At 62.6% G+C, this 19,963-nt stretch carries 24 protein-coding genes and 1 riboswitch; of the genes, 12 read left to right on the top strand and 12 right to left on the bottom strand.

Annotated elements, in window-relative coordinates; genetic code table 11:
• The first annotated feature begins 162 nt into the window (after window positions 1-162).
• Entirely contained in the window at window positions 163-1,182 is a 1,020-nt protein-coding gene (locus G8E03_RS04590) for an alcohol dehydrogenase catalytic domain-containing protein (protein ID WP_166189166.1), read from the top strand.
• A gap of 57 nt (window positions 1,183-1,239) precedes the next feature.
• Here G8E03_RS04590 and dapB read toward each other — a convergent pair whose 3' ends face one another.
• Window positions 1,240-2,043, bottom strand: coding sequence for a 4-hydroxy-tetrahydrodipicolinate reductase (dapB, locus tag G8E03_RS04585; RefSeq protein WP_166189164.1), 804 nt, complete (start codon window positions 2,041-2,043; stop codon window positions 1,240-1,242).
• Between the two features lie 164 nt (window positions 2,044-2,207).
• Between dapB and rbfA the strand changes: the two genes are divergently transcribed.
• The 6 genes from rbfA (at window position 2,208) to rpsO (ending at window position 6,963) form a co-directional block, all read left to right on the top strand.
• The gene (gene rbfA, locus G8E03_RS04580) at window positions 2,208-2,609 is read left to right on the top strand and encodes a 30S ribosome-binding factor RbfA (RefSeq protein ID WP_166189161.1); all 402 of its coding nucleotides are present in this window, start codon (window positions 2,208-2,210) and stop codon (window positions 2,607-2,609) included.
• Between the two features lie 24 nt (window positions 2,610-2,633).
• Window positions 2,634-4,193, top strand: coding sequence for a sulfotransferase family 2 domain-containing protein (locus G8E03_RS04575; RefSeq protein WP_166189158.1), 1,560 nt, complete (start codon window positions 2,634-2,636; stop codon window positions 4,191-4,193).
• A gap of 24 nt (window positions 4,194-4,217) precedes the next feature.
• Window positions 4,218-5,120 (top strand): tRNA pseudouridine(55) synthase TruB, encoded by a 903-nt coding sequence (gene truB, locus G8E03_RS04570; protein ID WP_166189156.1) that lies wholly within the window; start codon window positions 4,218-4,220, stop codon window positions 5,118-5,120.
• A gap of 10 nt (window positions 5,121-5,130) precedes the next feature.
• A complete protein-coding gene (locus G8E03_RS04565) occupies window positions 5,131-5,679 on the top strand; it encodes a DUF1643 domain-containing protein (RefSeq protein WP_166189154.1) in 549 nt (182 codons plus the stop codon).
• Window positions 5,667-6,539, top strand: a complete 873-nt coding sequence (locus tag G8E03_RS04560) for a DMT family transporter (RefSeq protein ID WP_166189151.1) — start codon at window positions 5,667-5,669, stop codon at window positions 6,537-6,539. Before G8E03_RS04565 ends, G8E03_RS04560 begins: the two co-directional genes overlap by 13 nt.
• 154 nt (window positions 6,540-6,693) lie before the next feature.
• Complete coding sequence (gene rpsO, locus G8E03_RS04555) at window positions 6,694-6,963, top strand: 30S ribosomal protein S15 (protein ID WP_166189149.1); 270 nt, start codon at window positions 6,694-6,696, stop codon at window positions 6,961-6,963.
• A gap of 128 nt (window positions 6,964-7,091) precedes the next feature.
• On the opposite strand, the gene G8E03_RS04550 is transcribed toward rpsO, so the two are convergent.
• Window positions 7,092-7,688: a hypothetical protein gene (locus G8E03_RS04550; protein WP_166189146.1), complete on the bottom strand. Its 597-nt coding sequence runs from the start codon at window positions 7,686-7,688 to the stop codon at window positions 7,092-7,094.
• A 286-nt stretch (window positions 7,689-7,974) separates the two neighbouring features.
• On the opposite strand from G8E03_RS04550, the gene pnp reads away from it, so the two are divergent.
• Window positions 7,975-10,098 (top strand): polyribonucleotide nucleotidyltransferase, encoded by a 2,124-nt coding sequence (gene pnp / locus G8E03_RS04545; protein ID WP_166189144.1) that lies wholly within the window; start codon window positions 7,975-7,977, stop codon window positions 10,096-10,098.
• A 79-nt stretch (window positions 10,099-10,177) separates the two neighbouring features.
• Here pnp and G8E03_RS04540 read toward each other — a convergent pair whose 3' ends face one another.
• The 4 genes from G8E03_RS04540 to G8E03_RS04525 all read right to left on the bottom strand — a co-directional run bounded on the left by G8E03_RS04540 (window position 10,178) and on the right by G8E03_RS04525 (window position 13,614).
• Window positions 10,178-10,540, bottom strand: coding sequence for a DUF4112 domain-containing protein (locus G8E03_RS04540; RefSeq protein ID WP_166189142.1), 363 nt, complete (start codon window positions 10,538-10,540; stop codon window positions 10,178-10,180).
• Entirely contained in the window at window positions 10,537-10,698 is a 162-nt protein-coding gene (locus G8E03_RS04535; RefSeq protein WP_166189140.1) for a YqaE/Pmp3 family membrane protein, read from the bottom strand. Before G8E03_RS04535 ends, G8E03_RS04540 begins: the two co-directional genes overlap by 4 nt.
• A 59-nt stretch (window positions 10,699-10,757) precedes the next feature.
• Entirely contained in the window at window positions 10,758-11,420 is a 663-nt protein-coding gene (locus G8E03_RS04530) for a pseudouridine synthase (protein WP_240910426.1), read from the bottom strand.
• 262 nt (window positions 11,421-11,682) lie between these two features.
• Window positions 11,683-13,614 (bottom strand): lytic transglycosylase domain-containing protein, encoded by a 1,932-nt coding sequence (locus G8E03_RS04525; RefSeq protein ID WP_205793264.1) that lies wholly within the window; start codon window positions 13,612-13,614, stop codon window positions 11,683-11,685.
• 138 nt (window positions 13,615-13,752) lie between these two features.
• Here G8E03_RS04525 and dapA point away from each other — a divergent pair, with 138 nt between their 5' ends.
• Together dapA and smpB are read left to right on the top strand one after the other, a co-directional pair.
• Window positions 13,753-14,631, top strand: a complete 879-nt coding sequence (gene dapA, locus G8E03_RS04520; RefSeq protein WP_166189135.1) for a 4-hydroxy-tetrahydrodipicolinate synthase — start codon at window positions 13,753-13,755, stop codon at window positions 14,629-14,631.
• A 21-nt stretch (window positions 14,632-14,652) separates the two neighbouring features.
• Window positions 14,653-15,129, top strand: a complete 477-nt coding sequence (gene smpB, locus G8E03_RS04515; protein ID WP_166189133.1) for an SsrA-binding protein SmpB — start codon at window positions 14,653-14,655, stop codon at window positions 15,127-15,129.
• Window positions 15,130-15,184: 55 nt separating this feature from the next.
• On the opposite strand, the gene G8E03_RS04510 is transcribed toward smpB, so the two are convergent.
• A complete protein-coding gene (locus G8E03_RS04510; protein WP_166189131.1) occupies window positions 15,185-15,640 on the bottom strand; it encodes a 6,7-dimethyl-8-ribityllumazine synthase in 456 nt (151 codons plus the stop codon).
• 68 nt (window positions 15,641-15,708) lie between these two features.
• A riboswitch (FMN riboswitch) is annotated at window positions 15,709-15,841 on the bottom strand.
• A 68-nt stretch (window positions 15,842-15,909) separates the two neighbouring features.
• Here G8E03_RS04510 and G8E03_RS04505 point away from each other — a divergent pair.
• Together G8E03_RS04505 and G8E03_RS04500 are read left to right on the top strand one after the other, a co-directional pair.
• On the top strand, window positions 15,910-16,608 hold the full coding sequence (locus tag G8E03_RS04505) for a GNAT family N-acetyltransferase (protein ID WP_166189129.1): 699 nt from the start codon (window positions 15,910-15,912) through the stop codon (window positions 16,606-16,608).
• Window positions 16,605-17,174, top strand: coding sequence for a peroxidase-related enzyme (locus tag G8E03_RS04500; protein ID WP_166189126.1), 570 nt, complete (start codon window positions 16,605-16,607; stop codon window positions 17,172-17,174). The genes G8E03_RS04505 and G8E03_RS04500 overlap by 4 nt, the downstream gene beginning before the upstream one ends.
• 72 nt (window positions 17,175-17,246) lie before the next feature.
• Here the strand turns inward: G8E03_RS04500 and G8E03_RS04495 are convergent, their stop codons facing one another.
• The 5 genes from G8E03_RS04495 to G8E03_RS04475 form a co-directional block, all read right to left on the bottom strand.
• Complete coding sequence (locus tag G8E03_RS04495; protein WP_166189124.1) at window positions 17,247-17,738, bottom strand: F0F1 ATP synthase subunit B family protein; 492 nt, start codon at window positions 17,736-17,738, stop codon at window positions 17,247-17,249.
• Between the two features lie 12 nt (window positions 17,739-17,750).
• The gene (locus G8E03_RS04490) at window positions 17,751-18,299 is read right to left on the bottom strand and encodes a F0F1 ATP synthase subunit B' (protein WP_166189122.1); all 549 of its coding nucleotides are present in this window, start codon (window positions 18,297-18,299) and stop codon (window positions 17,751-17,753) included.
• Between the two features lie 169 nt (window positions 18,300-18,468).
• Window positions 18,469-18,705: a F0F1 ATP synthase subunit C gene (locus tag G8E03_RS04485; protein WP_166189120.1), complete on the bottom strand. Its 237-nt coding sequence runs from the start codon at window positions 18,703-18,705 to the stop codon at window positions 18,469-18,471.
• 50 nt (window positions 18,706-18,755) lie between these two features.
• Window positions 18,756-19,493, bottom strand: a complete 738-nt coding sequence (locus G8E03_RS04480) for a F0F1 ATP synthase subunit A (RefSeq protein ID WP_166193870.1) — start codon at window positions 19,491-19,493, stop codon at window positions 18,756-18,758.
• A gap of 45 nt (window positions 19,494-19,538) precedes the next feature.
• Complete coding sequence (locus G8E03_RS04475) at window positions 19,539-19,877, bottom strand: AtpZ/AtpI family protein (protein WP_166189117.1); 339 nt, start codon at window positions 19,875-19,877, stop codon at window positions 19,539-19,541.
• Between the last annotated feature and the right edge of the window lie 86 nt (window positions 19,878-19,963).

The raw sequence follows: 19,963 nt of genomic DNA, 5'->3' as shown, positions 1-19,963 counted from the left end.
CGTATCTGCGACCTTGTTCTTGCAAGATCCAGAATGGTCGCAGCCCCCGGACTTCGTAAACCCTTCACGACAGATGACGCAACGTGACGCAAGGGAACCGGCCTAGGCAGCATACCGCCCGCCCCCTACCTCAGACGGGTACAGATCACGCAGGAGAAACCAATGACTCTTCCCGATACGATGCAGGCCCTCGTCCAGCTTCATGATGGCTATTCCGGCACGCAGGAGGGTCCGTCCATCGACACGCTGGAACTCTATCTCGAAGCGCGCGAAGTGCCAGTGCCACAACCCCAAGCCGACCAGGTCGTCATCAAGGTGGACCTGGCCGCGGTGAACCCGTCCGATCTGCATTTCATCAAGGGGGAATACGGTCAGCCCCGCATCAAGGACGCCCCCGCCGGGTTCGAAGGTGTCGGAACCGTGGTCGCGGGCGACAGTCCGCTGGTTGGCCAACGGGTCAGCTTCTTCGCCACGCAGTCCGGGACATGGGCAGAATATGCGATGACGAAATCGCAGGGCCTGATCCCCTGCCGCCCCGATCTGAGGGCAGAGGATGCAGCCGGTCAGATCGTCAATCCGCTGACCGCGATGGCGATGTTCGATATCGTGCGTGAAAGCGGTGCGAAAAGCTTCGTCCTGAACGCTGCGGGTTCACAGCTGGGCAAACTGCTGATCGGGCTGGGCCGCGACAACGGCATCGCCCCCATCGCCGTCGTGCGCCGGGCCGAGCAGGCCGACCTGTTGCGCGAACTTGGCGCGTCCGAGGTTCTGGTCACCTCGGACGATGACATGATGGCAAAGGCCGAACCGGTCCTCAAATCGCTCAAGCCGCGCATCCTGCTGGATGCGGTCGGGGATCAGACGACGGCGGATCTGTTCTTCGCCATGCCGAACCGGGCGCGCTGGGTGAACTACGGCAAGCTGTCCACGACACCGCCGAAGCTGACGCAGATGGGGCAGCTGATCTTTCAACACAAGGTGATCGAAGGATTCTGGCTGACCCGCTGGATGCAGGAAACCGATCCGGCCAAACTGGGCAGCGTCATCGAGGAGGTTCAGGAGCGTTTCGTTTCGGGCAAGTGGAAGACGGACGTGGCGGCCATCGTGCCCTTGTCCGAAGCGATGGAGAAACTGCCCGCCGCGACCAAAATCCCGGACGGCAAGGTGTTCATCAAGCCGTAAGGCATCCGGCACGGGGTCCTGTTGCCCCGTGCCAGTCTCATTTCGGGTCGCGTCCCGTCAGCTGAGGCCCAGCACGTCCACCATGTCGTATTCTCCCGCCGCCTGATCGCGCGCCCAGACCGCGGCCGCGACGGCCCCACGGGCGAACAGCATCCGGTCCGATGCGATATGCCCCAGGGTGATCCGCTCCCCCGTGCCGGCAAAGATCGCCTGATGTTCCCCCACCACATCACCGCCGCGCAAAGCCGCGAAGCCGATTGCGCCGCGCTGGCGTTCCCCCGTCATGCCGTCGCGTCCGCTTTCGCGCATGTCGTCGAGGGCGACACCGCGTCCCTCGGCGGCGGCCTCACCCAGCATCAGCGCCGTGCCGGAGGGTGCATCGACCTTGTGTCGGTGATGCATCTCGACGATCTCGATATCGAAATCATCGCCCAGCGCCTCGGCCACCTTGCGGGTCAGCACGGTCAGCAGATTCACCCCCAGGCTGAAATTGCCCGCACGCACGATGGTCGTGTGAACAGCGCAGCGCGTCAGATGTTCCAGATCGTCCGCGTCCAGACCGGTCGTGCCGATCACGTGAGCCGCCCCCGCCTGTGCACACAGCGTCGCGTGTTCGCGGGTCGCCTCGGGCGCGGTGAAATCAATGACCACGTCCGCATTTGCAATGGCGTCCACGGCCTCCGCCCCCACAACCACGTCGGAGGCGCTGTCGGGCAGGACATCGCGCAAACGCCGCCCGATCCATTCATGATCCGGCAGGGCCGTCGCCCCGACCAGTTCGCATCGCGCGTCCTGCGCCACCGCCCGCGCCAGCATCTGGCCCATACGCCCCGAAACGCCCGTTATCGTCACACCGATCATCGCATTCTCCCGCTCTGTCCTGACTGAGCCCGCTATATATCGGACTGAGATAGGCCGAGTGGACCGCGACGGGCAACCGTGTCGATTGCATTTGCGCCATATCCGGCTTCTCCGATCTGGTCCTCCGGCTTGACTCCGCCGGTGATCCGCACGAAATGCCCTCCATGGCAAAGAACAGTTCTCACGAGGGTACAGGCCCCACCCAGCGTCAGCTCCGCGTCGGCGAGCTGGTGCGCCGCGCATTGTCGGACACGCTGATGCGGGGCGACCTGCACGACCCGGATCTGGCAAATGTGTCCGTCACGGTAGGTGAGGTCCGCATGAGCAATGATCTGCGCCATGCGACCGCATTCGTCATGCCGCTGGGCGGCGGCGACGTGCAGCGTGTGATCAAGGCGCTGGCCCGGAACCAATCGACCCTGCGTCGCACGATCAGCAAGCAGATGACGACCAAGTTTTCGCCCGAGCTGCGCTTTCGCCCCGATGAAAGTTACGATCAGATGGACGAAACCCGGCGGCTACTCGATCTGGCGGAGGTTCGCCGCGATCTGGAAGGCGACGACTGAGCGCGCCCGTAGGGGACATGTGAAATGAAATTCCTGCCCTGGCGACGCAAGAGACCTCCCGCCCCTCAACCTCGGATTTCGCCTGAGGAAACGGCGCAGGCCCGCCAGGAACGTATCGAACGCCGACTCGCGAACGACGCGAAAGCGCGCGATCCCGCGATATTGCTGACGACGAACAGCTATCCGATCTACTATCTGCCGATCACGAAATGCGGCTGCACCTTTCTCAAGAACCTGTTCTACGCCCTCGACAACGGGGATGAGCATCCGGCAGGCATCAACGTGCATGAGGAAGAAGACGGTCTGGTCCGCGCCGAGGGGCAGGATTTCGACACCGTTTTCGGCAGCCCCTATTCGTTCAGCGTGCTTCGCGATCCTGCCAGCCGGTTCATGTCGTTCTATTTTGACAAGATCTGGGGCAAGGGCGCCGTCAACTTCCCCAAGATCCGCGCGCATCTCGAAGAGATCGGTGTCGTCGATCTGGACCGCGACCTGGATGCGGCGGAGCATCGGGCGAACGTCTATCGGTTGCTGGAATGGGTTGGGGAGAATCTGGACGGGGGCACAGATCTGGCCATCAACTATCACTGGCGCCCGCAAACCAGCCGCCTGCGTCGGGCACGCATGTTCAAGCTGAACCACCTGACGCTCGACGGTCTGGACTGGCAGTTGCCGATGTTGATGGCCCCCGTCGTGCCCGACATGGCCGAACGAATGCAGGCGGTGAAAAGCCGGAACCGATCGGAGAAACCAGCCAGCGCACCGGATGTGCTGGACGATGATCTGGCCGCTGCAATCCGCAAGCTCTATCGCGCCGACACCATCCTGCATGAACGCGCCCGGAACGCCTGGCAAAGTCAGTCCCCGGAACGGCGGCAGGGTGCATTCGAATGCCCGCCCATGTTGCGGCATCGGCGCGTCCAGCGCCTGATCGGCCCGGGAAGTGTCAGCCTGACCACGGCGGCCTTCACCGGTGGGGCGCAGATCAAACAGGTTCTGGGAAAAGCCGGCGTGATCGCGGGAAGCGCGGATATCCCTCTCGAAACCCTTGCCCAAAACGGGGAAAGTGCGCTGACTCTGCTGCGCGACCCGCTGGAACGGTTCGGGGCGTTGTATGCCTTCATGATGGAGCGTCCGCGCAGGTCGGGTTTCGCCAATCTGCGCACGACCTTGATCCGACGGCGCGGTTTTATCGCGCAACCGGCAAGCGCGGACGATCATGCCCATAACCTGTCTATCCTTGCTACCTACATGCGGCGACGAAAGGCGGATTTCATTGACAGCAGGGGATATGCTGGCAGTCGCCTGCAATCGCATGATGTGCGTCGGTTGATCGATGCTGGCGGGATCCCGATATTTACCGACAGGCTTGCCCATGAACTGCCCGGGTTCCTGAACCGGCCCGAACTGGGCGAACCGCTCGCCGCGATCAGCGCGCAGAACCGATTGCCTGACGATATCGCGGCCGCCCTGACGGGACCGGTTGCCGAAGCCGTGCGGAGCCTGTACCGCACCGATTGCGATCTGTATGACGGCCTGCGCATCGCGGCCGGTCTGCGGGTCAGCGGGGATTGGGCGGCCTGAGCCGTCGAAACGAGAAGAGACGACATGGCAAGACGTAAGAAGGGCCGCGACATCAGCGGTTGGCTGGTGGTCGACAAACCGGCCGGTGTCACCTCCACTTCGGTGGTCAACAAGGTGCGCTGGGCGCTGGATGCCCGGAAGGCCGGTCACGCCGGCACGCTGGACCCTACCGCAACGGGCGTTCTGGCCATCGCACTGGGTGAGGCGACCAAGACCGTGCCTTACGTGACCGACGCGATGAAGGCATACCGCTTCACCATGCGTCTGGGTGCAGCCACCAATACCGACGACACCGAGGGCGAGGTCATCGCCACCTCCGACACGCGCCCCACGGATGCGCAGATCATCGCGGCCCTGCCCGCCTTTACCGGCGATATCGAGCAGGTTCCGCCGCAATTCTCCGCGGTGAAGGTTGATGGCGAACGCGCCTATGCCCGCGCCCGCGATGGTGAAGAGATGGAGCTGAAATCCCGCCCCCTGTTTGTCGAAAGCCTGGAAATGATCAGCCGCGACGGCGACCTTCTGGTGCTGGAGATGGTCTGCGGCAAGGGCGGCTATGTCCGCTCCATCGCACGCGATCTGGGGGCCGCGCTGGGCTGTCTGGGGCATGTGGATCACCTGCGCCGCATATGGTCCGGCCCGTTCGAGCCGTCGGACGGTGTGGACTGGAGCACGCTGGAAACCCTCGCCCGCGATCCGAAGCTGGATGACTACATCCACCCGCTGAGCGTCGGCCTGCAGGATCTCGACGAACTTCCCGCCACGCCCGAGGGGGCGGTGCGACTGCGCAATGGCAACCCCGGCATGGTCATCGCTTCGGGCGTCGAATACGGCGCGGAATGCTGGGCCAGCTACGAGGGCAAGCCGGTCGCCGTCGGTATCTACAAGGCAGGCGAATTGCACCCGTCGCGCGTTTTCAACCTGTGACGGCCACTTTATGACCACCTTGCGGTCCAGCGGTGAGACCCAATGCAACCCGGACTGGATCGTCCGAACGCATCAGGACGACACCCGCTGGTCCGAGGCGATCTATTCCCCGTGCGAGGCCTACCGCTACGCCCTGACCCGCCATTGGGCGGAGGGGCCGAAGCTCAACGTCGTGATGCTCAACCCCTCGACCGCGGATGAGCGTCGCAACGATCCGACCATCGAACGGTGTGAGCGCAGGGCCCGGGCAGGCGGTTTCGGCGCGTTTCGGATCACGAACCTGTTCGCCGTGCGTGCCACCGATCCACGAGAGATGAAACGTCACCCCGCCCCCGTTGGCCCGGACAATGACACCGTATTGCGCCAAGCCTGTCGCTGGGCCGATCTGACCCTGTGCGGATGGGGTGTGCATGGGGTACATCAGGGGCGGAACGCGCACGTGGCGGCCATCCTGCGCGCCGAAAGCAACCTGCACGTTCTGGGGTTGAGCCGCGACGGCCACCCCCGGCACCCGCTCTACGTCGCCTATGCACAAGGACCGCGCCCATGGGCAATCTGACAGAACGGCAACGCGGACTGACCATGGCCTTTATCGGGATCATGGTCCTGATGCCCGACACCATCCTGTTTCGGCTGATCGACACCAATCTGTGGACGCTGATGATCTGGCGCGCCGGATTTCAGGGGGCCGTCCTGTGGGTGGCCCTGATTTTGCTGCGAGGCCGAAAACTGCCCGAGGATGTGCGAACCCTCGGCTGGCCGGGAGCGGGCTTCGCGCTGGCGATGGGGGTTGCTGCGGTCTGCTTCAACCTCGCCATTGCTTGGACGACCGTCGCCAACACGCTGTTCATCCTGGCCGCGATGCCGCTCTGGGCAGCGCTGCTGTCATGGCTGATGATGGGGGAGCGGATCGACCTGCGCATGGGGCTGACGATCATGGCCGCGATGATCGGCATCGGCATTCTGGTCACGGGAAATGACGAGGGCGGCGTCGCGCATTGGTCCGGCGATCTGGCCGCGCTCGGGGGCAGCTTCACCATGGCCGCCGGCTTCAGCCTTGCCCGGTTCGCACCGGGGCGCAGCATGGTCCCGGCGCTGGCCGGATCGACATTTGTACCGGTTGCCTTTGGCATCGCCATGGGCGGGCTGGCGCTGCCCTTGCAGGGGGACATGGGGTTCCTGTTCGTGATGGGCGCGATCATCGCCCCGCTCAGCTTCGCGCTGATCTCCTCCGCGCCGCGCTATATCCCCTCGACCGAGGTCAGCCTGATCATGTTGCTGGAAACGGCGCTAGCCCCGATCCTCGTCTGGTGGATCGTGGGAGAGGATCCCGGCCCGCGCGCCATTCTGGGCGGCGTGATCGTGGTCGCGGCCCTGCTTGTCAGCAATCTGGTCGGGCTTCGCCGCATCCGCGCATGACCCCTTTCCCCGCCGTGCGATCTGTGCAATACGGCGCGCGTTGCCGTGGGACGACCACGCCGACCCCTTCGCTGATTCCCGACCATGCTGGACGACATCCCGGCATCGGCCGTGGGGCGCGGGGCTTCTTCATACGAACCGAAAGGAAGACACGATGTCGATTACGCCAGACGTCAAAGCACAGCTGATCAAGGATTACGGCCTCAAGGAAGGCGATACCGGCTCCTCCGAGGTGCAGATCGCGATCCTGACCAGCCGCATTTCCACGCTGACCGAGCATTTCAAGACCCACAAGAAGGACAACCACTCCCGTCGTGGCCTTCTGAAGATGGTGGCCCTGCGCCGCAAGCTGCTGGACTATGTCCGCAAGGGCGATGAGGCGAAGTATCAGGACCTGATCAAGCGCCTGGGCATCCGCCGCTAAGGCAACTGCTCACTGATTGAGATTGGAAGGGCCGTCCCATTGGGGGCGGCCTTTTTCCGTATGGCTGCTACGCGGACCAAGCGCCATTTCGCTGCGAGTACGCAGATAGCGGCTTTCAGGCGCAAGCCTCATGAGTAATCAGGGTAGGGGACGCTAAGATCAACGTAGGTTAGAAACTTCATGTAGCCGCAAACAGAGTCTCTAAACTCGTTTACGGTGCCCAAATCGCGATCCTTGTAGGCATGAATCGCATTTCGACGGCTTTGGACAAGTTGAAACATCTCTCGATGTGCCTCCACGAAGAGATTTTTCTGAATAACATATCTACGCAGGACCTCGAGTGTTAGCCCGTCAGGCTCCTTGTGGGTCTTCTTCTTGTGGTCGTAAGCATTCGCCTTCTTGAGCGCTTCAATGTCCGTTTGAAAATCCGAATAATAAATTGAAAAGAAGAGCTTCAGCGTCCCTTCAAGTAACGCCCCTAGATTAGCCCAAGCCAAGATCAATTCCCCGTCGGTCATTGGGTCTCGATCGATCCACAAATGAAGCGTTTCTGAAAGTGAGACCTGCCAGTCCAAACGTGATTTGAAGAGTAAGCTAGCGGCATCTTCGGGTGCCCAGCCATGAGCAGAGGACCAAAAACCGGACAGCTTAGAATTTATTAATATAATTCTTTCAACTATTTCAGAATTATTTTCCAATACCGCTTCGGCATCATAATTTGCCATTTTCCGAGGACCTTTATTGCAACCGTGCAGCACCTGTAAAGCATACTTCACTCCTCAATGCAGCCATTCATACGACCTGCAATATTCAGCACTCTGGCCTCAAAGCTGCCATTCATCATAAAACAGCTCCCCCCTACCCATCCCTTTCAAAACCAGCTACACACGCGCGCATCTGCGCGACGCTCTCCGACCCCGGCGCGTGCAGCAGGACAGGGGTCAGCGGCAATGGGGCCGCGTATGTGAACGGGGCGCCCGGAAGGCCGGGTAAGCCCTAGAAGGACGCTAAATGTTCAACGAATTCAAGAAATCCATCGAATGGGGCGGCGATACGCTGACCATCGAGACAGGGAAAGTCGCGCGCCAGGCCGACGCCTCCGTCATCGCCACCTATGGCGAGACGAGCGTGCTGTGCGCCGTCGTGTACGAAAAGCAGCCCAAGAAGGGCTTCGATTTCTTCCCCCTGACCGTGCACTATCAGGAAAAATACTACGCAGCCGGCAAGATCCCCGGCGGCTTCTTCAAGCGTGAGGCGCGCCCGACCGAGAAAGAGACGCTGACCTCGCGTCTGATCGACCGTCCGATCCGCCCGCTGTTCGTTCCGGGCTTCAAGCATGAAACGCAGGTCATCTGCACCGTGCTGTCCCACGATCTGGAAAACGACCCCGACGTCGTCGCGATGATTGCGGCCTCGGCTGCGCTGACCCTGTCGGGCGCGCCGTTCATGGGCCCGATCGGCTGCGCGCGCGTTGGCTACTCGAACGGCGAATACCAGCTGAACCCGTCGGTGGACGACATGCACAAGCTGCGTGAAAACCCCGAACAGCACCTGGACCTGGTCGTCGCCGGCACCAAGGACGCCGTGATGATGGTGGAGTCCGAGGCTTACGAACTGTCCGAGGAAGTCATGCTGGGCGCCGTCAACTTTGGCCATCAGCAGATGCAGCCGGTGATCGACATGATCATCGATCTGGCCGAGGATTGCGCGAAGGAGCCATTCGACTTCACGCCCCCGGACTACTCCGATCTGTTCGCCAAGGTGAAATCCCTGGGCGAGGACGCCATGCGCTCCGCCTTTGCCATTCGTGACAAGCAGGAACGTCAGGCGGCAATCTCCGCCGCGCGGGACAGCATCCGCGAAGGTCTGAGTGAGGAAGAGCTGGAGGACAGCAACCTCGGCTCCGCATTCAAGAAGCTGGAATCCTCCGTCCTGCGCGGTGATGTGGTCAAGAACGGCAACCGCATCGACGGTCGCGCGCTCGACACCGTGCGCCAGATCGTGTCGGAAACCGGCATCCTGCCGCGCACCCACGGCTCCGCCCTGTTCACCCGTGGTGAGACGCAGGGTCTGGTCGTGACCACGCTGGGCACGGGCGACGATGAGCAGATCATCGACGCACTGCACGGTGAGAGCCGCTCCAACTTCCTGCTGCACTACAACTTCCCGCCCTACTCGGTCGGTGAAGCTGGCCGGATGATGGGCCCGGGCCGTCGTGAGATCGGCCACGGAAAGCTGGCATGGCGCGCGCTTCAGGCGGTTCTGCCCGCGGCGACCGACTTCCCCTACACCATCCGCGTCGTGTCCGAGATCACCGAGTCGAACGGTTCGTCCTCGATGGCATCTGTCTGCGGCGGCTCGCTGTCGATGATGGACGCAGGCGTTCCGCTGAAGGCTCCGGTGGCGGGCGTCGCCATGGGTCTGGTGCTTGAGGATGACGGCGACTACGCAATCCTGACAGACATCCTGGGTGATGAGGATCACCTCGGCGATATGGACTTCAAGGTTGCGGGCACCGAAAACGGCATCACCTCGTTGCAGATGGACATCAAGGTGGCAGGCATCACGCCCGACATCATGAAAACCGCGCTGGAGCAGGCAAAGGCCGGTCGCATGACCATCCTGAGCGAAATGTCCAAGGCGATCACCACAGCGCAGGACTTCTCCGTCCACGCACCGCGCATCGAGACGATGCAGGTCCCCACCGACAAGATTCGTGAAGTCATCGGTTCGGGCGGCAAGGTCATCCGCTCCATCGTCGAGGAATCGGGTGCCAAGGTCGATATCAACGACGACGGCATCATCAAGATCGCATCGCCCAACGGTGAGGCCATCGACAAGGCGCGCGCGCTGATCCACTCCATCGTGGCGGAGCCTGAGGCCGGCGCGATCTACACCGGCAAGGTCGTCAAGCTGATGGACTTCGGCGCGTTCGTGAACTTCTTCGGCAAGCGTGACGGCCTCGTGCACGTCTCGCAGTTGTCGAATGAGCGTGTGGGCCATCCAAAGGATCTGCTCAAGGAAGGCCAGGAAGTGAAAGTCAAGCTGATGGGCTTCGACGATCGCGGCAAGGTGCGCCTCTCCATGAAGGTCGTGGATCAGGAAACCGGCGAAGAGATCAAGTCCGAGGGCTGATGCCCCGCAGACTGAACAAGGCCGACTGAAAACGAAAGGCCCCGGCAGCGATGCCGGGGCCTTTTCCGTTTGAGGCGCGTTACGCCTGCGGTGGCGCCTGTCGCGCCAGTTCCTCCTGCAGCAGCTTCAGATTGCGGGTGTTCGCCTTGTACGCCACGTCGAAAATGGTACCCACCACGGGGATCGAGCCGAACAGCCAGTCCACGCCCGCATTCGTGCCCATCTTGGTCAACGTTCGCTTGCGCGCACCGCCTTTGTACGCTTCGTAAATCAGATAGGCGGACAGCCCCGCAGCGACGGTATCGCCCGCCACAGGCAGGATCGACAGGATGCCGTCCCAGCCGAATCTGATGCCGGTGCCCGGAATGCGGAATTTCGAATCCAGCGTACGGGCCAGAGTCTCGATCCGCCGCAACCGTCTGGCCTGATCCACGCCGCTCATTTACGTGCGATGATCCAGATTGCATGGACCACCCCCGGAATATAGCCCAGCAGCGTCAGCACGATATTGATCCAGAATTGTAGGCCCAGTCCGACCTGAAAGAATACGCCCAGCGGTGGCAAAAGCACCGACAGGATGACCCGAATGAGGTCTGCCATGAAAATCTCCGTCCGTTGAATACTCCCGATCAACGTGGACTTGCAGGCTTGGTTCCCGATCAGAACGGCGAAGGCACCTCGAACGTGTGCCACGCCCCGCCGTCGGGATGGCGCAGGTCCAGCGCCTCGGCGTGCAACATCAGACGCGGTGCCTTCGCGCCGTTGTAGAACCGGTCGCCCAGAATGGTATGGCTCATGGCACGGCAATGCACCCGCAATTGATGTGTCCGGCCGGTGCTGGGCGTCAGGGCCAGCAGGGTATCGCGCGCACCGCGCTCGCGCAGCTTCCAATGCGTCAGGCAAGGTTTTCCCTGCTCGAAATCGACTTTCTGCAACGGCCGGTTCGGCCAATCCGGGCATAACGGCAACGCGACGAAGCCTGCCTGCCCGGCCACGTGGCCCTCCACCCGCGCGACGTATCGCTTGCGCAGGGTGCGCTTTTCGAATTGCCAGTTCAGGTGCCGCTGCGCCAAGACCGTCCGGGCGAAGACCATGATGCCCGAAGTGTCCATATCCAGCCGGTGGATCAACAGCGCCTCGGGATAGACCTGCCGCAAACGGAGTTCGAGGGAGTCGGTAAAGACGTTGCCCGGAACGCTCAGCAATCCCGCAGGTTTCGCCACGATCAACAGGTGTTCGTCTACATGCACGACCTCGACCGGGCGTGCGGGTGGCCGGTATGCGATCAGCGGGGGCGGTTTGATATTGACCATCTTTTCCATCACGCATCACCTACGGCACGGAGGTGTCCCAATGCAATCCAACGACGCGAAGCTGACTCACGCTGATCGTCCGTTCTGCTGGGAACGAATGGGCGGAGCTGATGGGCTTGGATGGCGGTGCTCTGTGTCACTGGTGTCGCGGGTTACTGGCTGCTGATCTTTCGTGAGCGCCTCGATCCGAGGACAGCTGCGGGGGCTGTCCTGATCGTTGGCGCGGGGATCTACACGATTCTTCGCGAAAGAATGCGCGCCCCACGCGATGTCATCCCGCGGTGATGTCCTGCTCGATCCGCAAGGGAACCGGACGCCCGTTTATCCGCTGACGATAGACATGCATTCCTTCGAGGACGCGCATCACGTAGTTGCGCGTTTCGTTGAACGGAATGCCCTCGATCCAGTCCACGGCTTCCTCCACATCCATAAAGCGCGGATCGCCATAGCGTTGCGCCCACTGACGAGGCCGCCCCGGCCCCGCGTTATATGCCGCCGCCGCCATGATGTAGCTGCCGCCGAAGGCCGCCAGTTGTTCGGACAGGTACGTCGTCCCCAGCCGGATGTTGTAGGCGGGGTTGCTGGTCAGTTGCCCCAGCGAATACTCGATTCCCAACTGGCGACTGACATCGCGTGCCGTTCCGGGCATCAACTGCATCAGCCCGCGCGCGCCAACCCGGCTCTCGGCCTGGGGGTTTAGCTCGCTTTCCTGCCGCGACAGCGCCATGACCATTTCAGGCGGCAAGTTGCCGGGCAATGCGGGCAGGTTCATCATCGGATAGGCGGTCAAGGGCAAGGTCACGACGCTGCGCGCGGCCTGCTTGGACAAACGGACCGAACTGTCGGCGCGGCGCGCCTCGTCCAGTGCGTATTGCGCCACAGCGGACATCGCCTGTTCCTGCTGCTGATCCAGCATCATGCGCGTCAGGAACAACTCCCCGTTCACCCAGTCGCCGCCTGCGTACAATATAGCTGCGGCCGTCAGGCGCGGGTCCCTGGCGATGGAGCTTCGCCGCCAGTCCACCTGCTGCCCCCGCGACAGGGCAGGATCTGGTGCCGCGCCCAGCCGCTGTGCGGCCAACTGTCCGTAGAAGCTGACCTGATGCTCAGCACCCAGCCGGTAAGCGGCCTCCGCCTCTGCTCTGTTGCCCGCTGCCTCATGCGCGCGGCCTAGCCAGTATCCGCCCCGCCCGACGGAAATCGGCGTGTCCACCGCCGCAAGGAACCGCTCGAAATGACCTATCGCGGCGCCCGGATTGCGCAGCTTTCGCAATTGCAAGAATCCCGACAGCCATTCCAGATCGGCATAATCCGACCCGGAGGTTAGCCCGTGCCGCGAGGCGATCTCATAGGCGACGGCGACATTTCCCGTTCGCATCTCACGCCGCGCCGTATCGCGCCGATAGCGCGCCCAGCGATCCGGGCGGCCCAGCGTGGCAGCGGAGACGGACCTCTCGCGCATCAGGTCGGTGGCGGTGTCCACTCCGCGCTGCGTGCGCCAGCGGAACCTGTCATAGGCAAGACCCGCATTGGATTGCAGCGCGGCCGGGACCGCGTCGATCAGACCGTTCACGCCGTCCTGATTGCGACGCAACGCGATCCGTGCGACGGCTAGGGCGCGCCAATCGGGGCTGACACGGGGGACCATACGCTCCGCCTCGCCCAACCGGCCCTCCCAGATGGCATTGTCCAGTCGCACCTGATGGAACGGTGCGATCAGCGCGGGGTGGCTGGCGGCAAGCATCTGTTCACCCAGGGTGTCCAGCGACATGTTTTGCCATGCGTCCACGACCAGCGCGTCCGCCTCCACCGCGCGGCCCGTGGCTCGTAGCGCCCTGTCCAAAGCGACGACGCCGACGCCGGTTTGCGGTTTTTCACCATCGAAGAAAGCGATGACATTCGCAGGTGTCGCATTCGCGGGAATGCGCGCTTCGCCGACGCGGCGCATCCGCGACAGCCCCGGCCAGTCGCCACGGGTCTGCATGAACTGGACATATTCCCACCAGTTCGCGTCCCCGGCCCGCAGGCGGCTCCAATTCACCAACTCCAACGCTTCCGCAGAGCCGAGCGCCTGTGCGGCGGAAACCGCCTGCACCCACTCACGCTCGTCCGCCGCCTGGACCAACTGCGCGGACCGCGCGGCGTCCTGCGCCGACGCGGACGACAGGCCCAGCAACGCGATTGCCGTTACCGGCAGGATCATTCTCGACAAAACGGCAAAAATCACTAGAACCCCCAACACACATGCTTTTCCGTTCGACCATATGGCGTGACGGCGGGCTTTTCCAATCACGGCTTTGCGGGCAAGCACCCGCAACCACATATTTTTCGGAGCTTCCCCATGTTCAAAGGTTCGATCCCTGCGCTCGTCACACCCTTTGCCGACGGGAAGGTGGACGAGAAGACGCTGCGCGCCTTTGTGGACTGGCAGATCGCTGAAGGCTCGCATGGTCTGGTCGCGGCGGGAACCACGGCGGAGAGCCCGACCCTCACCCATGAGGAGCATGAGGACGTCGTGCGCATCGTGGTGGAACAGGCCGCCGGTCGCGTTCCCGTTATTGCCGGTGCCGGCTCCAACAACACGGTTGAGGCGATCCGCTTCGCCCGCCACGCCGAGGAAGTCGGCGCGGATGGCCTGCTGATCGTGAGCCCGTATTACAACAAGCCCAATCAGGCCGGAATGCTGGCGCATTTCACCGCGATCCATAACGCGTGTGGCCTGCCGATCCTGCTCTACAACATCCCCTCGCGTTCGGTCGTGGACATCACGCCTGCCACAATGGGTGAGTTGGCGAAGCTGGAACGGATCGTCGGGGTGAAGGACGCGACAGGCGACGTGTCCCGCATCTCGGATCAGCGCATCACCTGCGGTGTCGATTTCATTCAGGTTTCCGGCAATGACGAAACGTCGCTGGCGGTCAATGCGCATGGCGGCGTCGGATGCATCACCACTGTCGGCAACATCGCGCCGCGCCTGTGCTCACAGATGCAGGAGGCCTGCCTGAACGGTGACTTCGCCACCGCCCGCGACATCCACGACCGCCTGTTCCCGCTGTTTCGCGCCGCGTTTCTGGAGCCGAACCCGGTCCCTGCGAAATATGCGCTGTCCCTGTTGGGCAGATGCTCCGAGGAGGTGCGCCTCCCCCTTGTCGAGTGTTCGGATGCGGTGAAGGACCGCGTTCGCGCAGCTATGGTCCATGCGGGCCTGTTGAATGGTTGAGCGAAGCCCTATCTGATCCCCATGGCACAGAAAAAGAAGTCCGACCCGAACAACAAGACCGTCGCGGAGAACCGCAAGGCGCGATACAATTATGCCGTCGAGGATACGCTCGAAGCAGGCATCGTGCTCGAAGGGTCCGAGGTGAAAAGCCTGCGCGCAGGCGGCGCGAATATCGCTGAGAGCTATGCCAGCGTCGAGGATGGGGAGCTGTGGCTCATCAACTCCTACGTCGCACCCTTCGCGCAGTCCATGAACCGGGCCTTCGCGCATGAGGAACGGCGGCGGCGCAAGCTGTTGGTAAACAAGCGTGAACTGTCGAAACTATGGCAGGGCGTCGGGCGTGAGGGGATGACCATCGTACCGCTGAAAATGTATTTCAACGACAAGGGTCGCGCGAAACTTCTGCTGGGTCTGGCGAAGGGCAAGACCCATGCGGACAAGCGCGACACCGAGAAGAAGCGCGACTGGCAACGCGAGAAAGCCCGCCTGCTGCGCTGATCGCCATTTGCTGTGCTGATCGAAGGGGCGTGATGCCCCCTCGATCCGGATCGTGCTAGGCGACGGCTTCCAACGCCGCGTCCGCGCTCAGCACCGCAACTGCGGCCCGGGCGACTTCACGGCCTTTTTCCACGAAATGCGCCTCAAAGAAGCTCTGATGTTCCGTGGAGTTGTGGAAATTATGCGGCGTCAGGACGGCGCTCAACACCGGCACGTCGGCATCCATCTGCGCGCGCATCAATCCGTCGATCACCGCGCTGGCCACGAAGTCGTGGCGGTATATGCCGCCATCCACGACGAAGGCACAGGCCACCACGGCCGCATAGCGCCCGGACAGCGCCAGCCTGCGGGCCAGAAGCGGAATTTCGAATGCGCCGGGCAGGTCGAAGACATCGACGCTCATGTCCGGGCGCAGCTCCGCCAGGGTTTCGACAAAGCCGTCATGGGCACGATCCACGATGTCCGCGTGCCAGCGGGCACGGATGAACGCGATACGATTTGGGCGTGTCATGGGATAATCTCCTTTGCTCCAAGTGACACGGACCCAGGGCAATTGAGAGCAGGTCACATTGCGACCGCTCCCGTTCTCTCACATCCGGACTATTACCGTCGGCCCCGGAATTACACCGGATCTGCTGACACCTCTCGATCGAGAGGCCGCTCGCGGGCTATCACCGCCGGTGGGGAGTTGCACCCCGCCCCGAGAACGTCGTCCCCCCTTTGCGGCGGGACGTATTACCTCTAGCAAGGGAAAGACCTTTGCGAAAGACGGAACACGACATGAAGTTGCCAGACCCCTCCAGTATCTTCACAACTCTCGATGCGACATGGCCGCCGGAGATGTATCGCCAGAACGGGGACTGGCTGCGGCGTATCGGCGGCGCGGGGGGCAGCCGCGTCAATGCCGCAACTGCAATGGTCGAGTCCCCGACGCTGGACGGATGTGGCCCCCTAGTGATGGTGCGCACGGGTGAGGATGCCCTCGCCGAACGTCTGGACGCCGCCGGCTACGCCATCAAGGACCCCTGCCGCTTGCTGGTCGCCCCAGCAGCCGAACTGGCACAAATGCGGCCCGCCGGTCCGCGCACAGTCCAGGGCGAAGCGCCGATTGCGCGCATGGCCGAAATCTGGGCCGAAGGTGGCATCGGTCCCGCACGCTTGCAGATCATGGACCGCGCGACCTGTCCGAAAACCTACATCACAGGCCGCCTGGGCGATCGGCTCGCCGGATGTGTCTATGTCGGCGCCAAGGGCGATCTGGCGATGTTGCACGCACTGGAAATCTCGCCCCACCATCGGCGCCACGGGGTTGCGCGTGATCTGGTCGCCGCCAGCGCCGGATGGGCCGCAGATGCGGGCTGCACCTGGTTGAGCCTGATCGTGACCGAGGCGAATACCGCCGCCCTCGCGCTCTATTCGACGATGGGCTTCAGCGATATTGGTGGCTATCATTACCGCATCAAGGAGGATACCGCATGAACCCCGATCACCCCACCGCCCTGAATCTGCGCCAGCAGGATCCCCTGCCGGAGCGTACGGCCAAGTTCTTCAGAATTTGCGAGGAAAAACTCGGGATGGTTCCCAACGTCCTGCGGTCCTATGCCCACGACACCACAAAGCTGGACGCCTTTTCCACGATGTACAACGACCTGATGCTGGGCGAAAGCGGTCTGACCAAGCTGGAGCGTGAGATGATCGCCGTCGTGGTCAGTGCGGTGAACCGCTGCTTCTATTGCCTGGTGGCACATGGTGCGGCGGTGCGTGAGCTTAGCGGTCACCCCGAGCTGGGCGAGGCGCTGGTGATGAATTACCGCGTTGCCGACGTGACACCGCAGCAGCGCGCCGCCCTGGATTTCGCGGTCGCCATGACCGAAGGTTCCTACCGGATCGAGGAAGCCGACCGCCAGAAACTGCGCGATGCGGGCTGGACGGACAAGGACATCTGGGACATCGCGGCCGTCGCCAGCTTCTTCAACATGACGAACCGGATGAGCAGCGCAATCGACATGCGCCCGAACACCGAGTACCACGCCACAGCGCGTTGAGCGATCACCCCACAAACGACAACGCCCGGACCATTTGGACCGGGCGTTATCAAAAAAGCACTCTGTGCCGGATCAGTGCAGCTTGGCACCGACCTGCTGGATCGCATCGTCGATCAGGGCATCCGCATGGGCGGCGTCCATCTGCTTCGCGATCACGTCGCGCGCGGCCTGAACGGCAACCTCGACGGCGCGGTCCTTGACCTCCCGCACGGCGCCCGCTTCGGCGGAGGCGATCTGATCCTTGGCTGAGGCGATGCGGCGCTCGATCGACTCGGCCAGATCGGCCTTCGCGGCATCGGCGTTCGCCTGCGCTTCGGCCTTGGCCTTCGTCACGATCTCCGCCGCCAGTTGTTCGACTTCCTTCTGCTTACGCTCGTAGGATGCCAGAACCTGCTGCGCCTCCTCGCGCAGGGCGCGCGCCTCGGCCAGATCGGCTTTGATCTTGTCGGCCCGATCATCGAGCATCTTCGTGACCTTGCCGGGCACCCCGACATAGATCAGGAAGCCAACAAAGATGATGAAGGCGATCGCGACGACGATATCGGTATTGTAAAGAAAATCCATTGTCGTCTCTCCTTACGCGTTCGTGCGGGCTTCGACGGCAGCGTCGATTGCGGCGTCATCGGCAAGATCGGGCGTCAAGGCCGCGACCAGAGCTTGCGCCGTTTCCTTCGCGACGGACTGGACCGCAACGGTCGCCTCGTCACGGATCGCGGCGATGCGGGTCTCGGATTCGGCGGTCTGGGCGCTGATTTGCTCATCCGCCTTTGCCATCGCGGCGTCGATCTCACCCTGGATGTCGGCGCGGGTCTTGTCCGCGATACGGCCAGCCTCGGCCCTTGCATCGGCCAGCGCCTGATCATAGGCAGCTTCCGCCGCCTCCGCCTGACGGCGGTAATCGGCGGCGCGTTCGATATCGTTGGAGATCGCGTCCTGACGCTCCTCGATCGTGGCACCGATCCGGGGCAAGGCGACGCGCGACAACAGGAAGTAGATGGCGACCAGCGCCACGAGCAGCCAGAAAATCTGGCTGGGGAAGGTTTCGATCGCCAGCTGCGGCATACCGCTCGCCTCGTGCGAGACGTCTGCGCCGTGAGCCGCGCCTTCCGTGGTTAATGTCGCCATGACAGCTCTCCGATACGGCCTGAACCTGTACCAGCATCCGGGATTAGGCGGATCGCGGACAGGTCCGATAAATCTGGGTCATCAGCTCAGTGGAGCCGGTCGTGCTCTCATGTTTCAGAGAGGGTTCACCGCGCGAGGAGCCCCCGCGCGGTGGAATGCATACTGTCGATCAGACAGCGAACATCAGCAGCAGAGCGACGAGGAACGAGAAGATCCCCAGTGCTTCTGCGAATGCGATGCCGATGAACAGGGTCGCGGTCTGCTCGCCTGCCGCCGCCGGGTTGCGAAGCGCACCCGAGAGGAAGTTCGCGGCGACGTTACCCACGCCGATACCGGCGAGGCCCATGCCGATTGCGGAAAAGCCTGCGCCGAGATAGGCGCCCATTGCTGCGATATCGCCTTCCATAGTGTGTACTCCTTAGGTTGGAATGGCTCGATTGAGATGCTGCGCCGACCTTAGTGGCCGGGGTGCAGCGCGTCCTTGAGGTAGACGCATGTCAGGATCGTGAAGACATACGCCTGCACTACCGCGACGAGCAATTCGAGCCCGTACATGGCAGAAATGGCAACGATTGGAACGATGGCGCCCGGACCATAGGTCAGCACGGCCAGCCCGCCGGCGAAACCGGCAAACACCTTGAGAACGGCGTGACCTGCCATCAGGTTGGCGCCCAAACGAATGGAATGGCTGACCGGGCGCACGAAGTAGGAGATCAACTCGATCACCGCCAGAACCGGGCGCAGCGCCAGCGGCGCCTCATCGGCCCAGAACAGCTTGAGGAACTTCGCACCGTTCAGAATGAAACCCAGCACCGTCACGCCCAGGAAGACCAGCATCGCCAGAACACCCGTCACCGCGATATGCGAGGTGATGGAGAAGCTCGTCGGGATCAGCGCCAGCAGGTTGGCGAACAGGATGAATGTGAACAGCGTCATGATATAGGGGAAGAAACGGATCGCATCGCGTCCCGCCACATCCTCGACCATCTTGTAGATGAAACCGTACATCAGCTCACCCACCGACTGGATGCGCGACGGAACCATCGCACGACCGCGGCTGCCCAGAACGAACAGCGCGGCGATCGCAAGAACGGTAATCGCCAGCCACAGCATCTGATTTGTGAACATGCCAATACCGGCCAGACCTGCCGGGCCGCCGTGACCGCTCAGGCTTTCCACGGCAAATTGATCCATCGGATGAATGGCGAAGAGTTCGCCGTCGGTCGGTGTTGCCACGTCTCAATCCTCGCTTTGCCCACCGGGGGTGGGGTCTTGATCCTGGCGCGCCAGCGCCACTTGTTCCTGCACCCGCTCGGCGGTGCGCATCATGGTCCGCACTCCGGCCGCGAAGCCCAGAATGCCGAAGGTCGCAAGAAAGAGTGGCAACGTGCCGAAGAGCCAGTCGAGGCTCCACCCTATTCCCAGGCCGATCAGCATTCCTGCCACCAGCTCGATCACCATCTGCCACGCAAGGTTGGCTTTGCGGTACTTGCTCTCTTCATTCGGCTTGGGACGCACCGCGGTTTGCGCCGCGGCGATCCTGCGATCCAGCTCGTCCAGCTTGCTCCGATCCTTCATTCGATCGATCCAGCGGGGCGGCTGGCCTCCTTCACCTGTTTGCGCGGACCATAGGCATGGGTTTCAGCCAAGTCAACAGATCAGAG

This window comes from Pontivivens nitratireducens (genome assembly GCF_011290545.1).
Classification (GTDB): Bacteria; Pseudomonadota; Alphaproteobacteria; order Rhodobacterales; family Rhodobacteraceae; genus Pontivivens; species Pontivivens nitratireducens.
The sequence above is the reverse complement of the archived record's forward strand: the minus strand, read 5'-3'. Positions and strand labels throughout refer to the sequence as shown.